Here is a 25,086-nt window from a genome sequence, read left to right on the forward strand (position 1 = left end):
AGGGCTTGACGCCACCGGTGCATCCAGCGGAGTTTGGAGTTCATAACTTGTACAAGGCTCAGTCACCCGGTGTGACGCGAGCCAGGGGCTAAGGGTGGAGAGTCAATGGAGACTCCGGGGTCGCAGTCGTCGCTGCACCGGGCCAATCTGGAGCGGGTCGTACGCGCCGTGCGGCTCGCGGGTTCGCTCACGCAGGCGGAGATCGCGAGGACGACGGGCCTGTCCGCGGCGACGGTCTCCAACATCGTCCGGGAGCTCAAGGACGGGGGAACGGTCGAGGTCACGCCCACCTCGGCCGGCGGACGCAGGGCCCGCAGCGTCTCGCTCAGCGGCGACGCGGGCATCGTCATCGGCATCGACTTCGGCCACACCCACCTGCGCGTGGCGATCGGCAACCTCGCCCACCAGGTGCTCGCCGAGGAGGCCGAACCCCTCGATGTGGACGCCTCCGCGGCGCAGGGCTTCGACCGGGCCGAGGAGCTCGTCGAGCGGCTCGTGGCGGCCACCGGCGTGGACCGTACGAAGGTGGCGGGCGTCGGGCTCGGCGTACCGGGCCCCATCGACGTCGAGAGCGGCACGCTGGGCTCCACGTCGATCCTGCCGGGCTGGACCGGCACCAAGCCCGCCGAGGAGATGAGCAGGCGCCTGGGGGTGCCCGTGCACGTCGACAACGACGCCAACCTGGGCGCCCTCGGCGAGCTGGTCTGGGGCAGCGGGCGTGGCGTCAAGGACCTCGCGTACATCAAGGTCGCCAGCGGTGTCGGCGCCGGGCTCGTGATCGACGGGAAGATCTACCGGGGCCCGGGCGGGACCGCGGGCGAGATCGGGCACATCACCCTCGACGAGTCGGGTCCCGTCTGCCGGTGCGGCAACCGCGGCTGCCTGGAGACCTTCACCGCGGCGCGCTACGTGCTGCCGCTCCTTGAGTCCAGTCACGGCACCGGGCTGACCATGGAGTCCGTCGTGCGGCTCGCGCGGGACGGCGACCCGGGGTGCCGGCGGGTGATCGCCGACGTGGGCCGTCACATCGGCAGTGGTGTCGCAAATCTCTGCAACCTGCTCAACCCCAGCCGGGTCGTCCTCGGCGGCGATCTGGCGGAGGCCGGAGAGCTGGTCCTGGGGCCCATCAGGGAGTCCGTGGGGCGCTATGCGATCCCCAGTGCGGCGCGCCAACTGTCCGTCCTTCCAGGGGCGTTGGGCGGCCGCGCGGAGGTGCTCGGGGCGCTCGCCCTGGCGCTCAGCGAGATGGGCGATTCGACCCTTTTGGACGGATCTCTGGCCGTGGCCACGCCTGCCTTCACTTAGAGAACGCATGACACCGTTGCCATCTCGTTAAGGATTTACTCCTTGACGCCGAGGTTGCGGCCGAGTTGACTTCCCGCTACCTCGGCCGCAACGTCGCGGCCTCGTCAGGGAGGTTTCTGAAGTGAACACGCGTATGCGTCGTGCCGCCGTTGCGTTCTGTGCCACTGGTATGGCTGTCTCTCTCGCCGCTTGCGGCAGCGCCAAGGAGTCCGGCGGCAAGGACAGCGGCGACAAGACGAGCTCCAAGAAGAGCGACGCCATCACCGTCGGCCTGCTGCTGCCGGAGAACCAGACCGCGCGCTACGAGAAGTTCGACAAGCCGATCATTGAGAAGCAGATTTCGACGCTGACCAATGGCAAGGGCAAGGTCGAGTACCTGAACGCCAAGCAGGACGCGACCGTCCAGTCCCAGCAGATCGACACGATGATCACCAAGAAGGTCGACGTGCTGATCCTGGACGCGGTCGACTACAAGGCGGTCGCCGGCGGTGTGAAGAAGGCCAAGGACGCGGGCATCCCCGTCGTCGCGTACGACCGCCTGGCCGAGGGTCCGATCGACGCGTACACCTCGTTCGACAACACCGAGGTCGGCAAGACGCAGGGCGAGGCGCTGCTGAAGGCCATGGGCGACAAGGCCAAGCCCAGCTCCAAGATCGTCATGATGAACGGCGCGGTCACCGACCCGAACGCGAAGCAGTTCAAGGACGGCGCGCTCTCGGTGCTCAAGGGCAAGGTGGGCATCGCCAAGTCCTACGACACCAAGGAGTGGAAGCCGGAGAACGCCAACTCCAACATGGAGGCCGCGATCTCCGCGATCGGCAAGGACAAGATCGCCGGTGTCTACTCCGCCAACGACGGCATGGCGGGCGGCATCATCACCGCGCTCAAGGGCGCGGGCCTGAGCAAGCTCCCGCCGGTCACCGGCCAGGACGCCGAGCTCGCGGGTGTGCAGCGCATCGTCACGGGCGACCAGAACATGAGCGTGTTCAAGTCGTACCCGCAGGAGGCCGAGACCGTCGCCAAGATGGCCGTCGCCGTCGCCAAGGGTGAGAGCCTCGACTCCATCAAGACCGGCACGGTCGACAGCGGCACCGCGAAGGGTGTCCCCTCCGTGATCGTCCCGGTGGTCTCCCTGACCCAGGACAACATCCAGGACACGGTCGTCAAGCAGGGCTACTACACCCTGAGCGAGATCTGCACGCCCAAGTACAAGGCCGCCTGCGACAAGATCGGCCTGAAGTAACCGGGCCGGAGTCGCCTTCGGCAACTCCCTTGTCCTGCACGGGACATGAGCGCACCTTGAAGGAGCGCCCCGTGTGAGCACGTCCGGCGCCCCGCCGCCGACAGCCCCGCAAGCTCAACGGCGGGGCGCCGGACGGAACGACGTACGACAGCACCATCCCTGCACGTACGCACCCCCCTCTCAGTCTTCTGTTCAACCTCCCGCCGGGTCAGGCCTTTGGCGGCGAAGGAGATGGTTCACGTGTCCGCTACGCCCGTGCTGGCGTTGCGCGGAGTCTCCAAGCGATTCGGTGCCGTCCAGGCGCTCACCGATGTAGAGCTTGAGGTCCACGCCGGTGAGGTCGTCGCCCTGGTCGGCGACAACGGTGCCGGAAAGTCCACCCTTGTCAAGACGATCGCCGGTGTGCACCCCATCGATGACGGTGTCATCGAGTGGGACGGCAAGGCCGTCGCGGTCAACCGGCCGCACGACGCCCAGAACCTGGGCATCGCGACCGTCTACCAGGACCTCGCGCTGTGCGACAACATCGACGTCGTCGGCAACCTCTTCCTGGGCCGTGAGCTCAAGCGCCGCGGTGTCCTCGACGAGGTCGAGATGGAGCGCCGCTCCAGGCAGCTCCTCGAGACGCTCTCCATCCGCATCCCGAGCGTGCGCATCCCGATCGCCTCGCTCTCCGGCGGTCAGCGCCAGGTCGTGGCCATCGCCCGCTCCATGCTCGGCGAGCCCAAGCTGGTCATCCTCGACGAGCCGACGGCAGCCCTCGGCGTCGAGCAGACCGCGCAGGTCCTCGACCTCGTCGAGCGTCTTCGCGAGCGCGGGCACGCGGTCATCCTCATCAGCCACAACATGGCCGATGTGAAGGCCGTCGCCGACAAGGTCGCCGTCCTCCGGCTCGGCCGCAACAACGGTGTGTTCGAGGTCAGGACGACCTCGCAGGAAGAGATCATCTCCGCCATCACCGGCGCCACGGACAACGCCGTGACCCGTCGTGCGGCGCGCAGCAACGCGGAGGCTCAGAAGTGAGCATCGAAAAGACCGACAAGCCGCACGCCGCCGTGGACGCCCCGGCGGCCGCGGGTGACGCGAGCGTGGCCATCGACCCCCGCCTCCTCGTGCGTGAGCAGGGATTCGCGGGCTACATAGGCGAGTTCAAGCGCAAGATGCGCGCCGGCGACCTCGGCGCCACCCCGGTCGTCATCGGCCTGATCGTCATCTGCGCGATCTTCCAGAGCCTCAACTCGGCGTTCCTGGGCGCGGAGAACCTGAACAACATCTTCGTCGCCATGGTCGCGACGGGCATGATGTCGGTCGGCATCATCTTCGTGCTGCTGCTCGGCGAGATCGACCTCTCGGTCGGCTCCGTCTCCGGTGTCTCCGCGGCGATCACGGCCGTGATGAGCGTCACCCACGGCGTCAACGAGTGGCTCGCGGTCCTCACCGCGCTCGCCGCCGGTGCCGTCATCGGCGCCCTGCACGGCTTCTTCTTCGCCCGGATCGGCGCCCCCGCGTTCGCCGTGACCCTGGCCGGCCTGCTGTTCTGGAACGGCTTCATGCTCCAGATCCTCGGCTCCAACGGCACGATCAACATCGACGGCGACGGCGTGGTCGGCAAGCTCACCACGTACTACTTCTCCGATGTCGCCGCCGCCTACGGCCTCGCGATCGTCGCGGTCGCCGCGTACTTCCTGACGGCGTTCCTCGGCAACCGGCGTCGCGAGGCCGCCGGCATCCCGTCCCGCCCGCTGAGTGAGCTCGTGCTGCGCACGTTGCTGCTCGCGATCGCGGCCTTCGCCGTGGCGATCATGTTCAACCAGTACAAGGGCCTGCCGCTCGCCGTGCTGCTGTTCGCGATCGTCCTGGTCGCCTCCGACTTCGTGCTGCGCCGTACCTCGTACGGCCGCAAGGTCTTCGCACTCGGCGGCAGCGTCGAGGCGTCGCGCCGTGCCGGTATCAACGTCACGGCGGTCCGCGTCTCGGTCTTCGCCATCGCGGGTCTGTTCGCGGCGGTCGGCGGCCTCTTCTGGGCCTCCAAGATCGCGGCGGCCAACCAGAGCGCCGGTTCCGGCGACCTCCTGATGAACGTCATCGCGGCGGCCGTCATCGGCGGCACCAGCCTCTTCGGCGGCCGGGGCCGCACCTGGAACGCCCTGCTCGGTGTCCTCGTGATCACGTCGATCCAGTACGGCCTGGCCCTCCAGGGCATCGCCACCCCGATCCAGTACATGATCACCGGTGGTGTGCTCCTCGCCACGGTCGTCATCGACTCGGTCACCCGCAAGACCCAGAAGTCGGCGGGCCGCGCCTAGCGGCCGTCACGCCCCCTGGATCCTGTGCCCGGCGCCAATGACGACGCCGGGCACAGCCATGTCCCGCGAAGCCGCCACCGAACGCGCGTACCCCTCGGGTACGGCCGATCGCGTGACGTACAACGCACAGCCCGGGCGCCGCGCGCCTAGGCGGAACATTAGACTCGACAGGCCCGGCAAAAGCTCGATCAGCTCTATCGCAAGGAGGCACGGGTGCCGCTGCTGACCCGCATCACGGGACCGCGCGATCTGGACCGGCTCAGCCTGGAACAGCTGGACCAGCTGGCCGGCGAGATCCGGACCTTCCTCGTCGACGCGGTATCCAAGACCGGCGGCCACCTCGGCCCCAACCTCGGCGTCGTCGAGCTCACCATCGCGCTGCACCGCGTCTTCGACTCGCCGAAGGACCGGGTGCTCTTCGACACCGGTCACCAGTCCTACGTGCACAAGCTGCTCACCGGCCGGCAGGACTTCGCCAAGCTGCGCACCAAGGGCGGCCTGTCCGGCTACCCCTCGCGAGCCGAGTCCGACCACGACGTGATCGAGAACTCGCACGCCTCCACGGTCCTCGGCTGGGCCGACGGCCTCGCCAAGGCGAACGAGGTGCGCGGCAAGGACGACCACGTCGTCGCCGTGATCGGCGACGGGGCCCTCACGGGCGGCATGGCCTGGGAGGCCCTGAACAACATCGCGGCCGCCAAGGACCGCCCCCTCGTGATCGTCGTCAACGACAACGAGCGCTCGTACGCCCCCACCATCGGCGGCCTCGCCAACCACCTGGCCACCCTGCGCACCACGGACGGCTACGAGCGGTTCCTGGCCCGCGGCAAGGACCTCCTGGAGCGCACTCCGGTCGTCGGCCGCCCGCTCTACGAGACCCTGCACGGCGCCAAGAAGGGCCTCAAGGACTTCATCGCCCCGCAGGGCATGTTCGAGGACCTCGGCCTGAAGTACGTCGGCCCCATCGACGGCCACGACATCGAGGCCCTGGAGTCGGCCCTGGCCCGCGCCAAGCGGTTCGGCGGACCCGTCATCGTGCACTGCCTCACCGAGAAGGGCCGCGGCTACAAGCCCGCCGAGCAGGACGAGGCCGACCGCTTCCACGGCATCGGCCCGATCCACCCGGACACCGGCCTGCCCATCAAGGCCTCGGCCGCCAGCTGGACGTCCGTCTTCGGCGACGAGATGGTCAAGCTCGGCCACGACCGCGAGGACATCGTCGCGATCACCGCCGCGATGCTCCAGCCCGTCGGCCTGAAGAAGTTCGCCGACGCCTTCCCCGACCGCATCTACGACGTCGGCATCGCCGAGCAGCACGCCGCCACCTCGGCCGCGGGCCTCGCCACCGGCGGGGTGCACCCGGTCTTCGCGGTCTACGCGACGTTCCTCAACCGCGCCTTCGACCAGGTCCTCATGGACGTCGCGCTGCACAAGTGCGGCGTCACCTTCGTCCTGGACCGGGCCGGCGTCACGGGCGACGACGGCGCCTCGCACAACGGCATGTGGGACATGTCCATGCTCCAGGTCGTCCCCGGCCTGCGCCTGGCCGCCCCGCGCGACGCCGAGCAGTTGCGCGCCCAGCTGCGCGAGGCCGTCGACGTCGACGACGCGCCGACCGTCGTCCGCTACTCGAAGGGCGTCGTCGGGCCCGCGGTCCCGGCCGTCGGCAAGGTCGGCGCCATGGACGTGCTGCGCAGGGCGTCGGCCGCCAAGCCGGACGTGCTCCTCGTCTCCGTCGGGGCGCTCGCCCCGATGTGCCTGGAGATCGCCGGCCTCCTCGACAAGCAGGGCATCACCACGACCGTCGTCGACCCGCGCTGGGTCAAGCCGGTCGACGAGGCGCTCGCGCCGCTCGCCGAGCAGCACCGCGTCGTCGTCACCGTCGAGGACAACTCCCGTGTGGGAGGCGTCGGTTCGGCGATCGCGCAGGCCCTGCGCGACGCGGGCGTCGACGTACCGCTGCGCGACTTCGGCATCCCGCCGCGCTTCCTCGACCACGCCTCGCGCAAGGAGGTCATGGCCGAGATCGGCCTCACGGCCCCCGACATCGCGCGTCAGGTCACCGGTCTGGTCGCCAAGCTGGACGGCCGCTTCGAGCGCGCCACGGCCGCGGACGCCGTGGAGCCCGCGCGAGACTGACCTTCCAGAGGCTGCTCCATGGGCCGGTCCCACCACCACGCAAGGGTGGTGGGACCGGCCCATTCGCGTGAACGCGTCCGTGCCGAGGCATACGCAGCGGAAGCCCCCTCGATCATGTCGAGGACGACAATGCGTGGGAGGTACGCCCGTGAGCAGCACCCTCTTCAGGACGAAGAAGGTCGAACAGTCGATCTTGGACACTGAGGAGCCGGAGCACGCACTCAAGAAGTCGCTGTCCGCTCTGGACCTCACCGTGTTCGGGGTCGGTGTCATCATCGGCACCGGCATCTTCGTCCTCACCGGCAAAGTCGCCAAGGAGAACGCGGGCCCCTCGGTGGCGCTGGCGTTCATCGTGGCCGGCGTCGTCTGCGGCCTGGCCGCGCTGTGCTACGCGGAGTTCGCCTCCACCGTCCCGGTCGCCGGATCCGCCTACACCTTCTCGTACGCGTCGCTCGGTGAACTCCCCGCCTGGATCATCGGCTGGGACCTGGTGCTCGAATTCGCGCTCGGCACGGCGGTGGTCGCCGTCGGCTGGTCCGGCTATGTGCGTTCGCTGTTGGACAACGCGGGCTGGCATCTGCCCGAGTCGCTGAGCGGGCGGGACGGGGCCACCGGGTTCGGCTTCGACATCCTCGCCGCCGCCCTGGTCCTGGTGCTCACCGTCATCCTCGTCCTCGGGATGAAGCTCTCCGCCCGCGTCACCACGGTCGTCGTCGCCATCAAGGTGGCGGTCGTCCTCATCGTGATCATCGCGGGGGCCTTCTTCGTCACGGCCGACAACTACAAGCCCTTCATCCCCGAGGCGCAGCCGCAGGAGGCGGGCAGCAGCATCCAGTCCCCGCTCATCCAGCTGATGTTCGGCTACACGCCCACCGACTTCGGCGTCATGGGCATCTTCACCGCCGCCTCCGTCGTCTTCTTCGCCTTCATCGGCTTCGACGTCGTCGCCACCGCGGCCGAGGAGACGAAGAACCCGCAGCGGGACATGCCGCGCGGCATCATCGGCTCCCTGATCATCTGCACCACGCTCTACGTGGCCGTGTCGATCGTCGTCACGGGGATGCAGAAGTACAGCGAACTGTCCATCGACGCCCCCCTCGCGGACGCCTTCAAGGCGACCGGGCACCCCTGGTACGCGGGTGTCATCAGCTTCGGCGCCGCGGTCGGCCTGACGACGGTCTGCCTGATCCTCCTGCTCGGCCAGACCCGGGTGTTCTTCGCGATGAGCCGCGACGGGCTGCTGCCGCGCTTCTTCTCCGTCGTCCACCCGAGGTTCAAGACCCCGTACCGGCCGACCATCCTGCTCGGCGTGATCATCGCGATCCTGGCCGGGTTCACCAGCCTCAGCGAGCTCGCGGAGCTGGTGAACATCGGCACGCTCTTCGCCTTCGTCGTCGTCGCGCTCGGCGTCATCATCCTGCGCCGCACCCGCCCCGACCTGCCCCGTGCCTTCCGCACCCCCCTGGTGCCGCTCATCCCGATCCTGTCGGTGCTCGCGTCCCTGTGGCTGATGCTGAACCTGCCCGCGGAGACCTGGCTCCGCTTCGCCGTCTGGATGGCGCTCGGCTTCATCGTCTACTTCGTGTACGGGCGCTCGCACAGCCGGCTGGGGCGGAGCGAGGAGGTGGGCGAGAGGGCGTGAACCGCCCGGCGGGGCGAGTGTGACGGGATGCCCCTCTGTCGACAGCGGCACGACTATGATAGTAAATTTCAGGATCCGTGCGCCAAGCCGGGCCGGAGTTCTGAGGGAGGGTGGCATCCCGTCATGCCGATGAGGTCTGCGAGCACGGCGAGCGCCAGGGGAGCACAGGCGCCCGAAGGCCGGCCCGGTGAGTACCTGGAACCGGTCGGCGTCGAGACCGGGCGGTGGCTCTTCCTCGGCAAGGACGGGCGGCTGACGGCCTATCTGCCCGTGGCCGGCGGTGTCCAGCGCTGGACACAGGACCGGCCGGGAGCCACGCGCTGGACGGGCCCCGAGTTTTTCGCCGCCCCGCACGTGCGGTTCATGTCGCTCACCCAGGGCGCGGACGGCTACGTCCATCTCCTCGGCAGGCGCGCCAGGCGCCGCGCCGACGGCACGGTCACCGTCGATATCGTGCACGCCATCCAGTACCAGACCGGCCGCCCGCTCTCGGAGTGGCGCGGCCTCGGCAACCCGTACAAGGACCCCGAGGCTGCACGCAAGTTCGGCCGTCCGTCCGGGGTGGCCGACGCCTCCGGCACGGTCCACGTCTTCGTCCGCAACGGCGTCGGCGGCGTGCATCTGCGGCGCGAGGGTGCGGGTGGCAAGTGGCAGCCGTGGGAGGACCTCGGCGGTGAGCAGGCCGTCCACGGACTCGCCCCCGCCGTCACCGCGTCGGGCCGCATCGAACTCCTCGCGCCCGCCCGCGGGTCGGCGCTGCACTGGTACCAGGCGGAGGCGGGCGGGCAGCTGCTGCGCGGCCAGGACATTCCCCAAGTGCCCGTCGCGGGCAGCGCCGTCGGCCTGGAGACGGCCAGGGAGCGCGTCTCGTTCTACTGGTCCGACCCCACGGGCGACATCGTTGCCCAGCGCCCCGCCAACTGGCCGGTCGCGCTCGGCTCCGCGACCGACGACACCCAGCTCGCCGCCGTCCGCACGTTCATCGACGGCTACGACTGCACGGTCCTCTCGCACCGTGGCGCGACCGGCGCGATCATGCTCTCCGCGTTCGTCAACGAGTCCGAGGCGAACGGCGTGTGGTGGTCCGAGACCGGGCGGCGCTGCGTCGGCGGCCCCGGCCTCGCGGTCGACGCGTACGGCAGGGTGACCCTCGCAGCGGTCGACGAGAGCGGCGCCCTGTGGATCTCCCACCAGACCGAGGGCCAGGGCCTGGCCCTCGGCGACTGGTACCGGATCTGACGTCCGCCGCCACCCGGCGCGGGCCTCGCAGAAAGCGGCGCGGGCCCGCGCACGGACCCGCGCCCCGCTCACTGCGAAGTCCCGTGCGCGGGTGACTTCTTGGCGGACTCGGGGATCTCGGACCCGGTGCGGACGGCCTTCCACAGGGTGCTCGCCTGCGGTTCGGCGGGCACCACGCGGTTCGGGTCCGCGGTGTCGTACCGCACGGGCAGCATGATCGTTTCCATGGTCGCCGGGTCGACGCCGTTCATGCTGCGTCCGAAGTCGGCGAGCGACTTGAGGGAGGCCAGCTCGGCGTCGGTGGTGAGCGACGAGGTGAGACTGTTGGCGATCTTGTAGGTCTTCGTGGGGCTGCCCAGCAGGTCCTGCTTCTTGATCTCGCCCAACAGGGCGATCATGAACTGCTGTTGGAGCCCGATGCGGCCGAGGTCGCTGCCGTCGCCGACGCCGTGCCGCGTCCGCACGAACGCGAGGGACTGGGTGCCGTCGAGCTTGTGGGTGCCCGCGCTCAGATCCAGACCGCTGGACGTGTCGTGGATCGGCTTGTCGACGGTGACGGTGACGCCGCCTATCGCGTCCACGAGCCCCTTGAAGCCCGAGAAGTCGATCTCCATGAAGTGGTCCATGCGCACGCCGGACATCTGCTCGACGGTCTTGACCACACAGGCCGGACCGGCCAGCGAGTACACGGAGTTGAACATCACGCGCTTGGCCGCCGGGATGGTGGAGCCGTCCGACTTGGTGCACTCGGGCCGGGTGACCAGGGTGTCGCGCGGGATGCTCACCGCGGTGGCCTGCGTGCGGCCCTCCGGTATGTGCATCACAAGGGCGGTGTCGGAGCGCGCGCCGGCGACCTTGCCGGTGCCCAGGTCCGCGTTGGCTCCCGCGCGCGAGTCCGAGCCGAGGACCAGGATGTTCTGGCCGGACGTGGGCAGCTTCTCGGGGCGATTCTTGCCGAGTGTTTCGTCCAGGTCGACGCCGTGGAGATTGCCGTTGAGGCTGCTGTAGAGCCAGTAGCCGGTGCCGCCGGCGGCCAGGACGAGCACCACCAGGGTCCACAGGATGATGCGCCGGACGCGGCTCCCGCGGGAGCGCGGCGGCTTCGCCGGACGGCCCCGCCGCCCCTGCGGGCGCCGTCGGCTGTGCGTGGCGGTGGCATGACTCATAGTGATCGCAATCCTCCGGGACGCGGCCGTCTGGTGGTCGCACGCGGAACGGCGGAGGGTCCGTGGGGGATCGCCGGGGCCGCAAGGCCTCGTCGTGCGGCCGGCGCGAGAGGGGGCAACGCGTCCCGGTACGCCCGGCGGGCGTACTGGCGTGCGAAGGTCGGCCGGATATCGGAGCACTATAGACAGAATTCGGCGCGCTATCACGTCCTGGTCACCGTCAGTTCTCCGGCCTCGCGGACGTCCTGACGGTTGTGAAGGTTGTACGCGCCACGGAGTGGTCCATGTCACGCACACATTTGTGAAGATCGTTTGACGTCGCTTTATCGGGCAGATATCACAGAAGTGATTAGTTTGTCCGTTATTCGCCTCGATCGACTGTCTCAATAGGTCCATGTTTAGAGGCTTTTGGGTTTTCGCTTGACGAGTCTTTATTGAAAGAGCAAGGATCCCTCGCGCCGGTTCCCGTTTAGAACGGCAACCGAAAGTGGTGTGAACTACACGTGAAGACTCTGAGGTGTCGAGCCTCAGTCGGGTCGAGGCTGAGGGTCAATGAGAAAGCTGTCCTTGAGAGCTGTTCAGAAGCTCACGTGCAAGAAGCGTGACGCCTGGTGGACAGTGCTCTTGGTCGACCCCGTGGCGACGCGGATGCTGTGCTGGCTGGCCCGCTTCCGCTGGGTCACCCCGAACCGCGTCACCTGGGCCGCGCTCTTCGTCGGCCTCGGCTCGGCGTGGCTCTTCCTGCGCGGTGACCAGACCTCGCTCATCATCGGAGCCGCCCTCTACCACGTGAGCTTCATCCTCGACTGCATCGACGGCAAACTCGCTCGCCTCAAGGGCAACGGCTCCGTCTTCGGCGGCTGGCTCGACTACGTCTTCGACCGCATCCGCGTGCTGTTCTGTGCCCTCGCCCTGATGGGCGGCCAGTACCTGCGCACGCACGAGGCCTACTACCTGCTCGCGGCGCTCGTCGTGGTCTTCCTCGACATGCTGCGCTATGTCGACGCCCTGCAGATCTACAAGATGCGCATGTCCATGCGTACGAAGATCGAGAAGGTGACGGCGGAGCGGAAGGCGGCCGAGGCGCAGGCCCGGGCGGCGCAGGAGTCCGAGGCCGAGTCCAAGGTCGTCTTCATGGAGGACCTGCTCCGGGAGAACCCCGGCGTCGAGGCCGAGGTGCTGAAGCAGCACTCCGGAACGGGTGAAGTCGTCGACCTGCACGCCCAGTTCCGGGGGCGCTTCCCCTGGTACACCCGGGTGCGCCAGGCGCTCCTGCGCAGCCGTGTCAGGCCGCACCTGATCAGCGGCATCGAGTTCCAGATGTTCATCTTCATCGTGGGACCGCTGATCGGGCAGATCCTGTGGACCACGGCCGTCTCCGCCGCACTGCTCGGCCTCTTCGAGCTCGTGATCATGTACAAGTTCTGGCTGTCCACCCGGGACTTCACCCGGGTCATGGAGGAGTTGGCGCCCACGCCGTCCACGGCCGGCACCGTCGCCGACCACCTGTTCGCCGGCCGCCACCGAGGGCGCGTCCCCGCGGCGCCGCCCGAGGCCGCTATGGAGGAACGGTTCCCCACCCCTGAGCCGTACGAGGACCCGGGCTTCCAGCCCTATCCGCAGCCGCAGTACCAGAGCCATGAGCCGTACCAGAGCCATGACCCGTACGCCGCTGCCGGCCGGGCCACCCCGCATGCGCCCCACACGGTCACGCGGCCCATCCCGGTGCAGCGGACCGACGACACCTGGATGGAGGCCGAGGGGCGCTCGCGATGAACTACCAGCACGTCGAACCGACCGCGTACACGGTCACCGTGGTCGTGGGCGCGTACAACGCGAGCGCCACACTCGACCGCGCCCTGCGCTCCGCACTCGGCCAGACCCACCAGCGCGTGGAGGTCGTCGTCGTCGACGACGCCTCCACCGACGGCACCCTCGCCGTCGCCCAGCAGTACGCCCTGCGCGACCCCCGGGTGCGCGTCATCGCCCGCCCGCAGAACAGCGGCGGTGTCGGCGCGCCCCGCAACAACGGCATCGAGGCCGCGAGCGGCCAGTTCGTGATGTTCCTCGACGCCGACGACGAACTGCCCCACAAGGCCTGCGAAGTCCTCCTCGCCTCCGCCCTGACCACCGGCGCCGACATCACCGCGGGCCGCGCCCTGCGCGTGAACCTCGCCAAGGACGAGATCACCGTCTGGCAGCCCCAGCTCTACGGCACCGACCGCACCGTCGCCGGCGGGCTCAGGGCCATGCCCGAGCTGTTCGACGACCCGATCGCCGCGGCGAAGCTGTACCGCCTCGACTTCCTGCTCGACAACGGCATCCGGTTCCCGGAGAGCGTGTACTTCGAGGACACGTACTTCTCCACCGTTGCCGGCTACTGCGCCCGCTCCATCACTCTCCTCGCGGCCCCCGTCTACCGCTGGATCTGGGAGCGTGAGACGGACGCGCCGTCGATCACCAACCGGCGCGGCGAACTGCGCAGCATCCGCGACCGCGTCCTCGTGCACCAGTGGGCCGACGCCTTCCTCGCGCAGAACGGCGCGCACGAGCTGATGGCCCACAAGGCCGCCAAGTTCCTCTCGCACGACCTGCGGCTCTACACGCCCGAACTGCGTACCGGCGACGACGGCTACCGCCAGGGCTTCGTGCAGTTCGTCGCTCCCTATCTGCGGTCGTTCGCCCCGGAGGCGTACGACCTGTGCGGCCCCCTGGAACGCGTGCGGGCCTTCGGGCTCATGCACGACAGGGTCGACGTGGCGCTCTCGGCCTCCGACTACACCCAACGGCGCAGCGTGCTCAGCTCCGACCTGGTGGAGCGCGACGAGAAGGTCTACTGGTCGGGCTCGCTGCTCGGCCGGCCGCAGGCCGAGCGCTTCCTCGACGTGACCGACCTCGACCTCACCGGACAGACCCTCTCCGACGCCCGTCTGTTCAACCAGGCCACGCGAGCCGAGATCCGGGACGGCGAACTCCACGTCACGGGCTACATCCGCAACCAGTTCGGCCGGATCGGCCCCAAGGACAAGCTCGAACTGACCGCGGTCCTGCGCCGCCGCAGCCCCAAGACCGACCACACCTTCGCGGTCAGCGGCGTCGAGGTCGACGACGAGTACATCCGCTACCACACCACGGTGGACCTCGACGAGACCGTCGGCGAGTCCGGCAGCGGCGCCACCTGGAACCTCTTCGTCCAGATCCGGCACGCCGGACAGCGCGCCACCACGACCGTCTGCGTGCGCGGCGTCGACGTGGGCCAGGAGCGCTACCGCGGCGACGGTGAGACGTACGAGATCTACGAAACCGTCAGCGGCAACCTCGCGCTGCGCCCCGAGACCAGCGAGCAGCAGGCCGACCTCGACCCGCGCGGGACGCCCTGGCTGTGGTGGGCCGGCAGTAACGCCCCGGAGCCGGCCGCACCCCCGAAGCGGTACTCCCTCTCGCTCGTCGTGCACTGCCACAACGACGAGTACAACCTGTACGAGTTCCTCAACTCCCTTGCAGCCCAGGCCGATTTCACCCGGACCCAGGTGATCCTGGTGGACGACGGATCGGGCGACAGCACCCCCGGCCGGCTCGCCGCCTTCGCGGCCTACTACCCGAACGTCTCGGTCGTCACACAGGTGCCCATGGGCATGCGCGTCGCCTTCGACAACGGGCTGCAGTACGTGAGCGCGCCCTACGTGATGTTCGCGCGCGCCCGCGACATCCTCGGCGAGGACAGCCTCGGGCGCCTCCTGCGCACCGCCCGCTCGGCCAAGGCCGACGTCGTCATCGGAGACCAGGACAACTTCCCTGGCCCCCGGCGCGGCACCGACCAGCCGTGGAAGCGGTACTTCGCCAAGGGCGCGGACCAGGTGGCACGCCTCGACGACGCCCCCTACCTCGTCTTCTCCACGGACCTGGGGGCCAAGCTCCTCAGCACCAGGCTGCTGCGCGAGCAGCGGCTGCGCTGTGGCCAGGGACCCGGCTACGAGGACGCCTGGATGGCCGTGCCCGCCCTTCTGCACGCGCGCCGCATCGCGATCGCGCCCACGGCCACCTTCTACGAGCGCGACCAGGAACAGCAGGACTCGCTGTTCGACCTGCCCTGGAACGACTCGGTGAAGACCCAGGAGCTGATCCGCCTGTGCGGACACGTCCTGAGGCGCACCGCCACGCTCAACCCGCGCACCACGCGCCTCGCACAGCGCTTCGTCGTACGCACCATGCAGCCGTACCTGCGCAACATCCACCGCATCATGAGCCGCGCGGAGATCAGCGCGATCTTCCCGGCCCTGTGCGACGTCTACGCGCAGATACCGGACGACCTGATCCTGCAGTACGCGGTCGTCCCCATGTCACGCCTGCAGCACCACGCCGTGCGGACCGGGAACTTCGCGCTGTTCTGCGACCCGCATGCCAAGCCCGAGTACCTGCCCCATCTGCACATCGACGACCAGGGCCTGCACCGCAGGCTCACCGTCGACAACGTCCCGACCTCGCTGCTGCGCGTGGACCGGCAGAAGGCCGTCCTCGAGACCTTCGAGACGGAGCGCGAACAGATCGTCCTCCAGGGCCTGTTCGTCCTGTCCGGCACCGACATCTCGCACGAGTTCGACAACCGCATCCAGCTCGTCCTCGGCGACGGCCGCACCGAGCGCACCGTCCGCGTCGAGCAGGTCTACCGCCGTGACCGCTGGCGCACCCGCAAGGAGCAGGACTGGTACTCCGGCTGGCGGGCCGTCCTGCGCCCGGACGACTTCAAGGGCATCAGCAACCGTGACCTCACCCTGACCGTCCGCGTCCACGACGGCGACCGGCACCTCGACATCCCCGTCGAAGCACGCCAGATGCTGCACCGCTTCAAGGGTGTCCACCCCGTGCGCCGCGCCACGCTCCTGCTCGGCATCGACGACGACGAGCAGATCACGCTGCGCCGGATCGCGGGCCTTGTGCGCCGGGCCACCCACAAGCTCAGGCGCTTCGGCCGGGAGTTCAGGGCCGCCCTGCCCGGCAGGCCCGGCTGGCGCACCCGGCTCCTGTACTGGCTCACTCACCCCTGGCTGCACCGCAAGGACATCTGGATCATCGGCGAGCGTGAGGACACCGCGCAGGACAACTCGTACCACCTGTTCAAATGGATCCGGCAGTACGAGCCCAAGCGCAAGGTGTACTACGCCATCAACGGCGACGCCGCGGACCGGGAGAAGATCGACCACCTCGGACAGGTCATCGACCGCCTCTCCTGGAAGTACCGCGTCCACCTGCTGCATGCCTCGCGCCTCATCAACGCGTACGACCTGGAGGCCTACCTCGGCTTCCCCGGTCTGTCCAAGCGGGCGTTCCTGCGCGGATACGGCGATCTGCTGCGCTACAAGCGGGTGTTCCTGCAGCACGGCGTCGTCTACAACGACGTGGCGCCGTCGATCCACGCGCAGGTCACCAACGTCGACATGGTCCTCACTACCGGACGCAGCGAGCGCGCCTACTACGCGGAGCACTGCGGCTACGGCTACGACCGCGTCGCCGCCACCGGCCTGCCCCGCTTCGACGCGCTCGAACCGGTACCGGGACTGCGGCGGATCCTCGTCATGCCGACCTGGCGCCGCGACATCGTGGCCCCGTCCTACAACAAGGCCGCCAAGCCCGAGATCCCCTTCGCCGCGTCCGAGTACTACCGCTTCTTCTCGTCGTTGCTCCGCGACGAGCGGCTGCTGAACGCCCTTCAGTTCTACAACGTGGAACTGGAGTTCATGCCGCACTACGAGATCCGGCCGTACCTCAAGCACTTCCGCATCGACCACCCGTCGATCACCGTGTCCACCACGGGCCGCGACGTACAGCTGGCGATGCGCGAGTGCTCCATGCTCGTCACGGACTACTCGTCGGTCTTCTTCGACGTGGCCTACATGGCCAAGCCCATCGTCTACACGAACTTCGACGACGAGGCCTTCTACAGCAAGCACTACAAGCGCGGCTACTTCGACCTGGCCAGGGACGGTTTCGGGCCCACGTGCGGCACCGTCGACCATGCCGTGAACGAGATCATCGGATCCATCGAGCGGGGCTTCGAGGTCGAACCCGAGTACCGCAAGCGGGCCGAGGACTTCTTCGTGCTGCGAGACACGTTCAACTGCGAGCGCGCCTACGACGTGATCGAGACCATGGACCCCGGCGTGGTGGGGGCCGTATGACGCGAGAGCGGACGGAGCACAACCGATGACACGCGTTTTCCTCGCTGGCGACTCGACGGTCGCCGTCCGCCCCTGCAGCATGGCCCCGATGGCCGGCTGGGGGCAGGCGCTGCCGGTATTCCTGCAGGGTGCGGAGGTCGTCAACGCGGCACGTGCCGGGGCCAGTTCGCGCAGCTTCCTGGAACGCGGACGGCTCGCCTGGATCCTGCAGAGACTCGCCCCCGGCGACCTGCTCCTGATCTCGTTCGGCCTCATCGACCGCAAGCCGGAGCCGGGCCGCCACACCGCCCCGTTCACCGACTTCCAGTGGTACCTGCGCCAGTACGTCCACGGGGCGCGCGACCGCGGCGCCCACCCGGTGCTCGTCACCAGCCACGACCGGCGCTCCTTCGACGCCCACGGCAACATGCGGCACCCGTCCGGCCTCTACCCGGAGGCCGTGCGCGAGCTCGCCGCCGCGCTGACCGTCCCGCTCGTCGACCTCCACCGCTGGACCACCGACTGGTGGCGTCAGGCCGGACCCGAGGGCACCCGGCGGGCCTTTCTCCACCTGGAACCGGGTGAGCACCCGAACTACCCCGAAGGCATCGAGGACAACGCCCACCTGAGACCGGCGGGCGCCCTCGAATGCGCCCGCCACGTCGCCGACACGATGCGCGTGACCGGCCTGCTGCCCCCGGACCGCTTCCGCAACCTGGACGTCCAGTACCTCCCCGAGGACTGCCTCGAGTGGCCCGACGACCACACCTTCGAACAGGTCACGGCGGAGCGGGCGGTGGCCGCGTGAGCACCTGGTTCCCGCTGGCGCAGGCCTGGGTCGCTCACCCCCGCCACGCCGAGTACGGCGGCCGGCTCGAACTCGCCGCCGACGCCGACCCGTCCGTCCCCCTCGTCCCCGGCCAGGAGGTGCAGCTCGCCGTCACCGTCCAGCCGACCGGCGGGGCCTACCGCACCTACGGCTACCTCATGGACGACCTGCTCGGCACGGCCGCCGTCATGCCCGCGCACAAGGGCTTCGCCCATCTCGCCAAGAACGGCCGCTACGCGACGTACAGCACCGGAACCGAGCCCCGCACCGTCATCTCCACGCTGCGCATCCGCGACGACGCCCCCGAAGGCGCGGTCGTCCTGCCGCGCGTCAGCGTCGGCGTGATGCTGAACGAGGGCGACAAGCTGATCTCGTCCTCCGCGGTGTCCGAGGGCGGCTTCCGGGTCCGCCGGGCCTGGCTTCCCGGCCGCAGCGTGATGCTCCGCCCCGGCGCGCGGGTCACCGTTCCCGCCGGCTTCAGCCCGGTGCAGGGGCTGCGACTGACCGGTGCCACCTGCGCCCGGTACGGAGTGGTCACCTGCGCCCCCGACGGCAGCGTGACCTACCGGTCGGATCCCACCTACCAGGGATACGACCACTTCGCCTGCTCCTTCGAAGCGGCCGGGGGACACGTCGTGTGGTCCGAAGTCACTCTGTTCATGGGGGACCTGGCCGGTTCACCCGGTGCGCTGCCCCTCCAGGGGTGAGCGGCGAAGGGGGTGGCGGCATGAGACGGCGAACGGCCGTCGTCGCGCTGGCGATGACACTGGCCGGGTGCGGAGCGCCCGCGGGAGACCGGACGGACGGCGCGGGCCCGCCGACGGCCGCCGCGCGGCAGGCCGGGCTGCCGCGCGGTGTCACCTACCAGCGGTCGACCCGCACCCTGGCCGACGGCGAGCCCGTACGCGTGCACGTCCTCTCGGTCGCGCCCGATGCCCGTGCAACGGTCACCGCCGTGCACGGCAGGACACTCGCCGGAACGTCCACCGTGCGTCAACTGGCGGCCGGCGCGGGCGCCGCGGCCGCCGTCAACGGCAGCTTCTTCGACGTCCACACCGGTGAGCACCATGGCGGCTACGAAGGCGATCCGCTCGGCATCTACGGGACGGACGGACGCCTTTTGAGCGAGGCCGCGAACGGGAGCACCGCCCTCGTCCTCGGCGGGGGGCGGCCGCGCGTGACCGAGCTGCGCTCCGCGACCTCGGTGCTCTCGTCGGACGGCGCCCGCAGGACCGTGGACGGGATCGATCGCAGGCCCGGACGGATCCTCGGGTGCGGCGGGGTGAGCGGCGACGTGCTCGCGGGCACTGACCGGCCGGAGACGGCACCTCGGCACGGCGAACTCTGCGTCGACGAATCGGAGTTGATCGAATTCCGTCCGCAGTGGGGCCCGTCGTCCCCCGTCGCCGGACCCTGCAGTACGGAGGCGGTCCTGGACGCGCACGGCACGGTCACCCGGCTGCGTTCCCCGGCGGGCGGCGCGATTCCGGCCGGCGGGCGCACTCTCGTCGGCACGGGCGGAGCGGCCCGGTGGCTGCGGGACCACGCGCGGGTGGGGCACTCCCTGAAGGTGACGAACCGGGTCACGGATCCGCGGGGCGGCGTCGTGGGCGGCCGTGGTGTCTCGTTCATCGGGGCGGGGCCCGCCCTGGTCCGCGGCGGACACGTGTGGATCAACGCGCGGGCCAACGGCTATCCGGCCTCGGCGCTCACCACCCGGCATCCGCGGACCGTCGCCGGGGTGACGCCGGACGGCACGCTCCTGCTCGTCGTTCTCGACGGCCGGTGGCCCGGCAAAAGCGTCGGCGCGACGTTCGCGGAGGCGGCGAGGATCATGGTCTCCCTGGGTGCCGTCGACGCGGTGAACCTGGACGGCGGCGGCTCCAGCACGGCCGTCGTGGACGGCCAGGTGCGCAACCGCCCGTCGGGGGGCCATGGTTCGGGCCCGGGCGAGCGAAAGGTGTCGAACGCGATCGTGATCGTCCCCGAGCGTTGAGGGGCGCTCGCGCGGGCGCCCGGGGCTACTCCCGCCCGCCCCCGTGCACCGTCCGCGGCCCCACACACGCGGCGCCCAACTCACCCACGCGGCGCCGCAGTTCACGGTCGGCGGTCACCACGGTGCACGGCCTTTCGGCCGCGGCGACCAGCTCCACGATGTGGTCGTCCCCGCTCCCGGCCGCCGACTCGACCCGCACCCCCGGCACCGGCTCCACGCCGCGCGCCGCGCCCTCCACGACGAGCACGATGTCGACGCCCTCGCGCTCGGCGTACGTCACCAGACTGTCCCGCAGGCGTTCGGCCGCGCCCCGTCGGTCGCGCCACCAGCCGTCGGGGACCGAACCGACGACATTGGCGCCGTCGACGATCAGGAGCACGGTCATGAGGTCCCGCCCTTCTCCCACGCGGCGGTGACCCGCCGCATCGCCTGCACGGCGCGCTCCGTGCGCGAGGCGTCCGTACGCAGCGCATGGGCGAACTCGACGTGCAGGAACGGCACATGTTCGGCGGCCGCCTTCGTGCCCTGCACATTGGTGTGCCCTTCGAGCGGACAGGAGCGTACCCAGGCGCGGCACACGTCGAAGTCCCGCGCACGCAGTTCGTCGGCGAGCAGCCGGCCGTCGGCGCGGCCCTCCCGGCCCCGCCCCGTCGACGCGATCACGTCGCGACCGGGCGCCGAGTCGTCGGCGAAGCCATGGATCTGGAGTCCGGGGATCTTGTGCTCCACGAGCTCGTCGCAGAACGCGTCGAAGACGCTGTCCCGGCGGTGCGCGACGTCCGCCGCGTCACCCGTGCCGGCTTTGCGATGTGCGCCCGCAATCACGAGGACGCCGCCGTGGCCGCCGCGCAGGACGCCCACCGCGAGCCGCTCGGTGTTGCGGTCGGCGACCGGGTGCGGGACCTGCACGGACCAGCGTGCGGGGGAGCCGGTCTCCACGTACACGCGCCCCCAGCCGCGAGGCGCGCGGCCCTGCTCGGTGCGGTCGGCGATCTCCGCGTACCTACGCCCGGTGGAGCTGTCCGTGAGGGTGTCCAGCGAGAGGTCGATGCCGGACAGGCGCTCCTCTGCCTGGTCCGCGTGGCCGGTGAGCAGCAGCCGGAGGCCGCTCGCGGCCGTGCGCCGCTCACTGCGTGTCGGGGGCCGGTAGCCGGTTTCGGGTGTGAAGCGCGCGGTGTAGTCCGTGATCCGGGTCAACAGGTCGACGCCCGTCCGGCCGCCGGGCCGTGCGCCGGGGCCGCCGCTGTCCGCGGGCTCGTCCCGGTGCGTGATCCCGACCACGAGCGCGGTCGCGACGACCGCTGCGATCAGCAGCGTTGTTGCAATCGTTACCGTCTTCGTCCTGTTCGTCCTCATACTTGTATAAAGATAGCCCGGTGAATAGACGCCCCTCCCGCCGGTCGTGGTCCGGCATAGCCCTGTCCGTGCTGCTCACGGGAACCGCGGCCTGCGGCCCCTTCGGCTCGGACGACGGCAAGGCGGCCGCGGACGGCCCCTCGTTCACCGTCGCGGCGGCCGGAGACATCCTCATCCACCCGCAGCTCACCGAACAGGCGCGCAAGGACGCCAAGGTGACCGGTCGGGGCGAGAAGGGCCTCGACTTCGACCCGATGCTGGCCGGGGTCAAGCCCGTCATCAGCAAGGCCGACCTGGCCATCTGCCACTTCGAGCCGGTCGCGGGCAAGCCGGAGGGGCCGTTCGAGAGCTACCCCGCGTTCCTGGTGCCGCCGCAGATCGCCACCACCATCAAGCACGTCGGTTACGACACCTGCTCCAGCGCCTCCAACCACACCCTCGACCATGGCGTCGCCGGTGTGCAGAACACGCTGAACGTCCTCGACCGGGCGGGCCTGAAGCACACCGGTTCGGCACGCAGCGCCGCCGAGGCGGCCAAGCCGCTCATCATGGACGTCAAGGGCGTCAAGGTCGCCCAGCTCTCGTACGCCTTCGGGTTCAACGGCAACGAGATTCCGGCGGACAAGCCCTGGCTGGTCAACCAGATCGACTTCAAGAACATCGCCGCCGCCGAGAAGCGGGCCCGCGCCGCCGGCGCCGACGTGGTGATCCTCAGCATCCACTGGGGCCGTGAGAACCAGCCGAACCCCAGCCGCTCCCAGCTCCAGCTGGGCCGCAGGCTGGCGCGCGAGACCGGCATCGACCTGATCATCGGCCACCACGCGCACGTGGTGCAGCCCATGGAGAAGGTCGACGGCACCTGGATCGCCTACGGGCTCGGCAACCAGATCGCCCGCCACGACGTGCCGACCGGCCTGACCGAGGAGGGCGTCATCGGCTGGTTCGAATTCACCAAGAGGGCCGGGAAGTGGGACGTACAGGCGAAGTACGTGCCGACGTTCACGCAGATCCCGCCAGACCCGGACGAGTCGGGCAATCTCCCCAAGGGTGCGGTCGAGGACCATCGGCTCGTGGACATCGCGGCGGCCCTGCGGGACGACCGGGGTGACGGTGGCGCGAAGCTGAGCGAGCAGCAGCGCGCCCGCTACCGCCTGGCCTTCGAGCGCACGGAGGGCACGATGCTCAACCGCGGTGCGGCCAAGGACGGACTCGCCCCGCTGGAGCCGCTGCCCGAGTAGGACCTCGTCTCGTCAAAGCGACGCTTCTCACCTTTTTTCTCACCAGTACAACCCTTTGACTTCGATGTGGGTCAGATGTTTCCGGATCGCACTCCTGTGCGTTCCGGTGCGCGCAACCCCCACGGCCGCGGAGTGACTTTCGCGTGTCCGGACGCGCCCCCACGTTCCAGAGAGGAGCCCTCCGTTGGCCGCTTCGCACCCGAAGCGGCGGCACAAGGTCCGCCGACGGGCCGACATGTCCCTGCTCGGCGGCATTCGTCCGCCCATCGCAGTGCTGTCGGTTCTGCTCCTCGCCCTCGCGGGCATCACCGCCCTCACCCTCGGCCGCGCCGGACACGACCGCGTACCGGAGGCCGTCCGCACCTCGCAGCAGCACTTCGCCGAGGACGGGGCCATCGCCCTGCGCGCCTCCGTCGACGAGGGCGTCACCGACCTCACCAGGACGGCCGCGCTGTTCAGCGCTGGCGATCCGGTGTCGGCCGACGCCGTCCTCGACAAGATCGGCAACGTCTACCAGAAGTGGATGGGCACCGCCGTCGTCGAGATCAAGTCCGGCAAACTCCTCGCCGCTCGCGGCGAGAACGTGCCGCTGACCGCGATCGACCGCGCCAAGCTCTCCGACGACAACGGCCTCGCCCCGCGCATGGTGCGCCTCCAGAACGGCGAGACGCGCCTGCTCTCCTTCGCGCTCCTGAACTGGAAGGGCCGGCCGCAGCAGCTGCTCGTCGCCTCCAACAGTCTGAAGTTCCCCGGCATCAGCCTCGGCGAGTTCCGCTCCATCGCCGTCATCGACCAGGCCGGCACGATCCTCAGCAGTGACGGCATCCCCGAGCCCGAGCAGGTGCTCACCGACCTTCAGCGCGCCGAGGTCAAGGAGTCCAACCGGCAGCTGAAGGCCTTCGCGAAGAGCGCCGCCGACAAGGCGGAACAGCACCCGGTCAAGTCCAAGGAGCCCGGCTCCGGCGGCTTCCTCGGCGTCAGCGGCAGCCTCAGCGGCGACCGCTACCTGGGCGAGCGGTCCGTCGCCGGTTACGCCACGCTCGCGTCGCCGCAACCCGGCGAGTCCACGGTCGCCACCGGCCTCGGTCTGACCGTCGTCGCCATGGTCAAGGTCGCCGAGGACCCGACGGTCACCGCCAGCCCGATGTTCGGCCTGGCGGCCGCGGCCGCCCTGCTGCTCATCGGCGGGCTCACCGTCGCGCTGCTGCTCGGCACCGTGCAACGCCCACTGATCAGGCTGTTCCTGGAGAGCCGCCGCATCACCCGCGGCGACCTCGCCCGGCCCGTCGCAGTGCCCCGGCGCGGCGAGGCCGCCAGGATCGGCGCGGCCCTGGAACGCCTGCGCCGCCAGCTGCTCGGCGAACTCCCGCAGCCTGCTGCGCCGGCCCGCCGCCGCTTCGGCGCCCGCGCGCTCCTCGCGGTCGCCGGGGTCCTGCTGCTCGTCTGGTCGGGCCCCCTGCTGCTCATGCTCAACCGCGCCGGCGACACCGTCGTCGTACCCCAGCAGATGGTCAACGACCAGCGCGAACGCACCGACACCCTGTCCGACCGGGTGCGCCGCGCACTCAACGAGGGGCACGCCGACCTGATGTCGGTCGCCTCCCTCATCGGTGACCGCACCAAGCCCTCGCAGATGACCGAGGTGCTCGCAGCCACCATGAACGAACACGAGCGCTACGAGTCCCTCTATGTCCTCGACGCCCGGGGCAACGTCCTCGCCAGGTCCGGGCACGGCCCGCACAACGAGAAGGGCGAAGGCCCCTCGGCGCAGCCCATCCGCGTCCTGGACGACCAGGGCAAGAAGCCGGTCATCGTGGGCACCGCCGAACTGCCCGGTCGTCAGGGTGCCGCCGTGGTCGGCGAGTTCCGTATCGACTTCCTCAACTCACTGCTCAAGCGCCCCGGGCTCGGCGACGTCCGGGTCGTCGACGCAGAGCGGCGCGTCATCGGCGGCAACACCGGCTATCTCCCCTTCCACAAATTGCCCGGCAACCGCCTCGACGAGCTCGCCGACGGCACCAATCAGAAGGTCGGCATGAGCCCGCGCCCCAGCGGGGTCCTGTTCCGTGACGGCGGCGACATCCAGATCGCCGCGGCCGCCCCCTTCGTCGGCGGCGGCGCGGCCAAGTCGCTCGGCTGGAGCGTCGTCAGCTGGCAGCCCGCATCGGGCCTCGCCATCCCCGAGTACAGCCTCCAGAACCGCACGGTCCTGGCCGGTCTGCTCGGGATCACCGCGGCGGCCGCCTGCCTGGGCTGGCTGCACATCGTCGTCGTACGGCCCCTGCGCGACCTGGCCCGGCAGGCCGAGTCGCTCGCTGACGGTGACCGTAAGACCGTCCTGTTCCCACGCCACCACGACGAGGTCGGTGCCGTCGCCCGCAGCCTGGAGCTGATCAGGCAGCAGGCCCAGAGCCAGCAGCGCAAACGCGACGGCGGTGCCCGCACGCCCGCCGGAGCCGGAAGGAACTAGAA

17 protein-coding genes are annotated in these 25,086 nt (G+C 69.9%); 14 read left to right on the top strand and 3 right to left on the bottom strand.

Going from position 1 to position 25,086, the window contains the following annotated elements:
- Positions 1-105 precede the first annotated feature (105 nt).
- The 7 genes from ACZ67T_RS00840 (at position 106) to ACZ67T_RS00870 (ending at position 9,874) form a co-directional block, all read left to right on the top strand.
- On the top strand, positions 106-1,305 hold the full coding sequence (locus tag ACZ67T_RS00840) for an ROK family transcriptional regulator (RefSeq protein WP_469980740.1): 1,200 nt from the start codon (positions 106-108) through the stop codon (positions 1,303-1,305).
- Between the two features lie 133 nt (positions 1,306-1,438).
- Positions 1,439-2,548, top strand: coding sequence for a sugar ABC transporter substrate-binding protein (locus ACZ67T_RS00845; protein WP_469981343.1), 1,110 nt, complete (start codon positions 1,439-1,441; stop codon positions 2,546-2,548).
- 231 nt (positions 2,549-2,779) lie between these two features.
- Positions 2,780-3,571: an ATP-binding cassette domain-containing protein gene (locus tag ACZ67T_RS00850; protein ID WP_469980742.1), complete on the top strand. Its 792-nt coding sequence runs from the start codon at positions 2,780-2,782 to the stop codon at positions 3,569-3,571.
- Positions 3,568-4,854: a sugar ABC transporter permease gene (locus ACZ67T_RS00855; protein ID WP_469980743.1), complete on the top strand. Its 1,287-nt coding sequence runs from the start codon at positions 3,568-3,570 to the stop codon at positions 4,852-4,854. Before ACZ67T_RS00850 ends, ACZ67T_RS00855 begins: the two co-directional genes overlap by 4 nt.
- 213 nt (positions 4,855-5,067) lie before the next feature.
- Positions 5,068-6,993 carry a 1-deoxy-D-xylulose-5-phosphate synthase gene (dxs, locus tag ACZ67T_RS00860; RefSeq protein ID WP_469980744.1) on the top strand — a complete coding sequence of 642 codons (1,926 nt, stop codon included), beginning with the start codon at positions 5,068-5,070 and terminating at the stop codon, positions 6,991-6,993.
- A 148-nt stretch (positions 6,994-7,141) separates the two neighbouring features.
- The gene (locus ACZ67T_RS00865; protein ID WP_469980746.1) at positions 7,142-8,635 is read left to right on the top strand and encodes an amino acid permease; all 1,494 of its coding nucleotides are present in this window, start codon (positions 7,142-7,144) and stop codon (positions 8,633-8,635) included.
- Positions 8,636-8,758: 123 nt separating this feature from the next.
- Entirely contained in the window at positions 8,759-9,874 is a 1,116-nt protein-coding gene (locus ACZ67T_RS00870) for a PLL family lectin (RefSeq protein WP_469980747.1), read from the top strand.
- Between the two features lie 68 nt (positions 9,875-9,942).
- Here ACZ67T_RS00870 and ACZ67T_RS00875 read toward each other — a convergent pair whose 3' ends face one another.
- The gene (locus ACZ67T_RS00875; RefSeq protein ID WP_469980748.1) at positions 9,943-11,040 is read right to left on the bottom strand and encodes an LCP family protein; all 1,098 of its coding nucleotides are present in this window, start codon (positions 11,038-11,040) and stop codon (positions 9,943-9,945) included.
- A 567-nt stretch (positions 11,041-11,607) separates the two neighbouring features.
- Between ACZ67T_RS00875 and ACZ67T_RS00880 the strand changes: the two genes are divergently transcribed.
- From ACZ67T_RS00880 to ACZ67T_RS00900, 5 genes are read left to right on the top strand one after another with little or no spacing between them, the layout of a single operon-like run.
- A complete protein-coding gene (locus tag ACZ67T_RS00880; RefSeq protein ID WP_469980749.1) occupies positions 11,608-12,816 on the top strand; it encodes a CDP-alcohol phosphatidyltransferase family protein in 1,209 nt (402 codons plus the stop codon).
- Positions 12,813-17,216, top strand: coding sequence for a glycosyltransferase (locus ACZ67T_RS00885; protein ID WP_469980750.1), 4,404 nt, complete (start codon positions 12,813-12,815; stop codon positions 17,214-17,216). Before ACZ67T_RS00880 ends, ACZ67T_RS00885 begins: the two co-directional genes overlap by 4 nt.
- 25 nt (positions 17,217-17,241) lie before the next feature.
- Positions 17,242-18,003, top strand: a complete 762-nt coding sequence (locus tag ACZ67T_RS00890) for a rhamnogalacturonan acetylesterase (protein ID WP_469980751.1) — start codon at positions 17,242-17,244, stop codon at positions 18,001-18,003.
- Positions 18,000-18,731 carry a hypothetical protein gene (locus tag ACZ67T_RS00895; RefSeq protein ID WP_469980752.1) on the top strand — a complete coding sequence of 244 codons (732 nt, stop codon included), beginning with the start codon at positions 18,000-18,002 and terminating at the stop codon, positions 18,729-18,731. The genes ACZ67T_RS00890 and ACZ67T_RS00895 overlap by 4 nt, the downstream gene beginning before the upstream one ends.
- Positions 18,732-18,751: 20 nt before the next feature.
- The gene (locus ACZ67T_RS00900; RefSeq protein WP_469980753.1) at positions 18,752-20,020 is read left to right on the top strand and encodes a phosphodiester glycosidase family protein; all 1,269 of its coding nucleotides are present in this window, start codon (positions 18,752-18,754) and stop codon (positions 20,018-20,020) included.
- Between the two features lie 25 nt (positions 20,021-20,045).
- Here the strand turns inward: ACZ67T_RS00900 and ACZ67T_RS00905 are convergent, their stop codons facing one another.
- Positions 20,046-20,405: a PIN domain-containing protein gene (locus ACZ67T_RS00905; protein WP_469980754.1), complete on the bottom strand. Its 360-nt coding sequence runs from the start codon at positions 20,403-20,405 to the stop codon at positions 20,046-20,048.
- On the bottom strand, positions 20,402-21,376 hold the full coding sequence (locus tag ACZ67T_RS00910; RefSeq protein ID WP_469980755.1) for a hypothetical protein: 975 nt from the start codon (positions 21,374-21,376) through the stop codon (positions 20,402-20,404). Before ACZ67T_RS00910 ends, ACZ67T_RS00905 begins: the two co-directional genes overlap by 4 nt.
- Before the next feature lie 20 nt (positions 21,377-21,396).
- Between ACZ67T_RS00910 and ACZ67T_RS00915 the strand changes: the two genes are divergently transcribed.
- Together ACZ67T_RS00915 and ACZ67T_RS00920 are read left to right on the top strand one after the other, a co-directional pair.
- Positions 21,397-22,614: a CapA family protein gene (locus ACZ67T_RS00915; RefSeq protein ID WP_469980757.1), complete on the top strand. Its 1,218-nt coding sequence runs from the start codon at positions 21,397-21,399 to the stop codon at positions 22,612-22,614.
- 235 nt (positions 22,615-22,849) lie between these two features.
- A complete protein-coding gene (locus ACZ67T_RS00920; RefSeq protein WP_469981344.1) occupies positions 22,850-25,084 on the top strand; it encodes a HAMP domain-containing protein in 2,235 nt (744 codons plus the stop codon).
- Positions 25,085-25,086: the final 2 nt, after the last annotated feature.

The organism is Streptomyces sp. NPDC107517 (assembly GCF_055582645.1).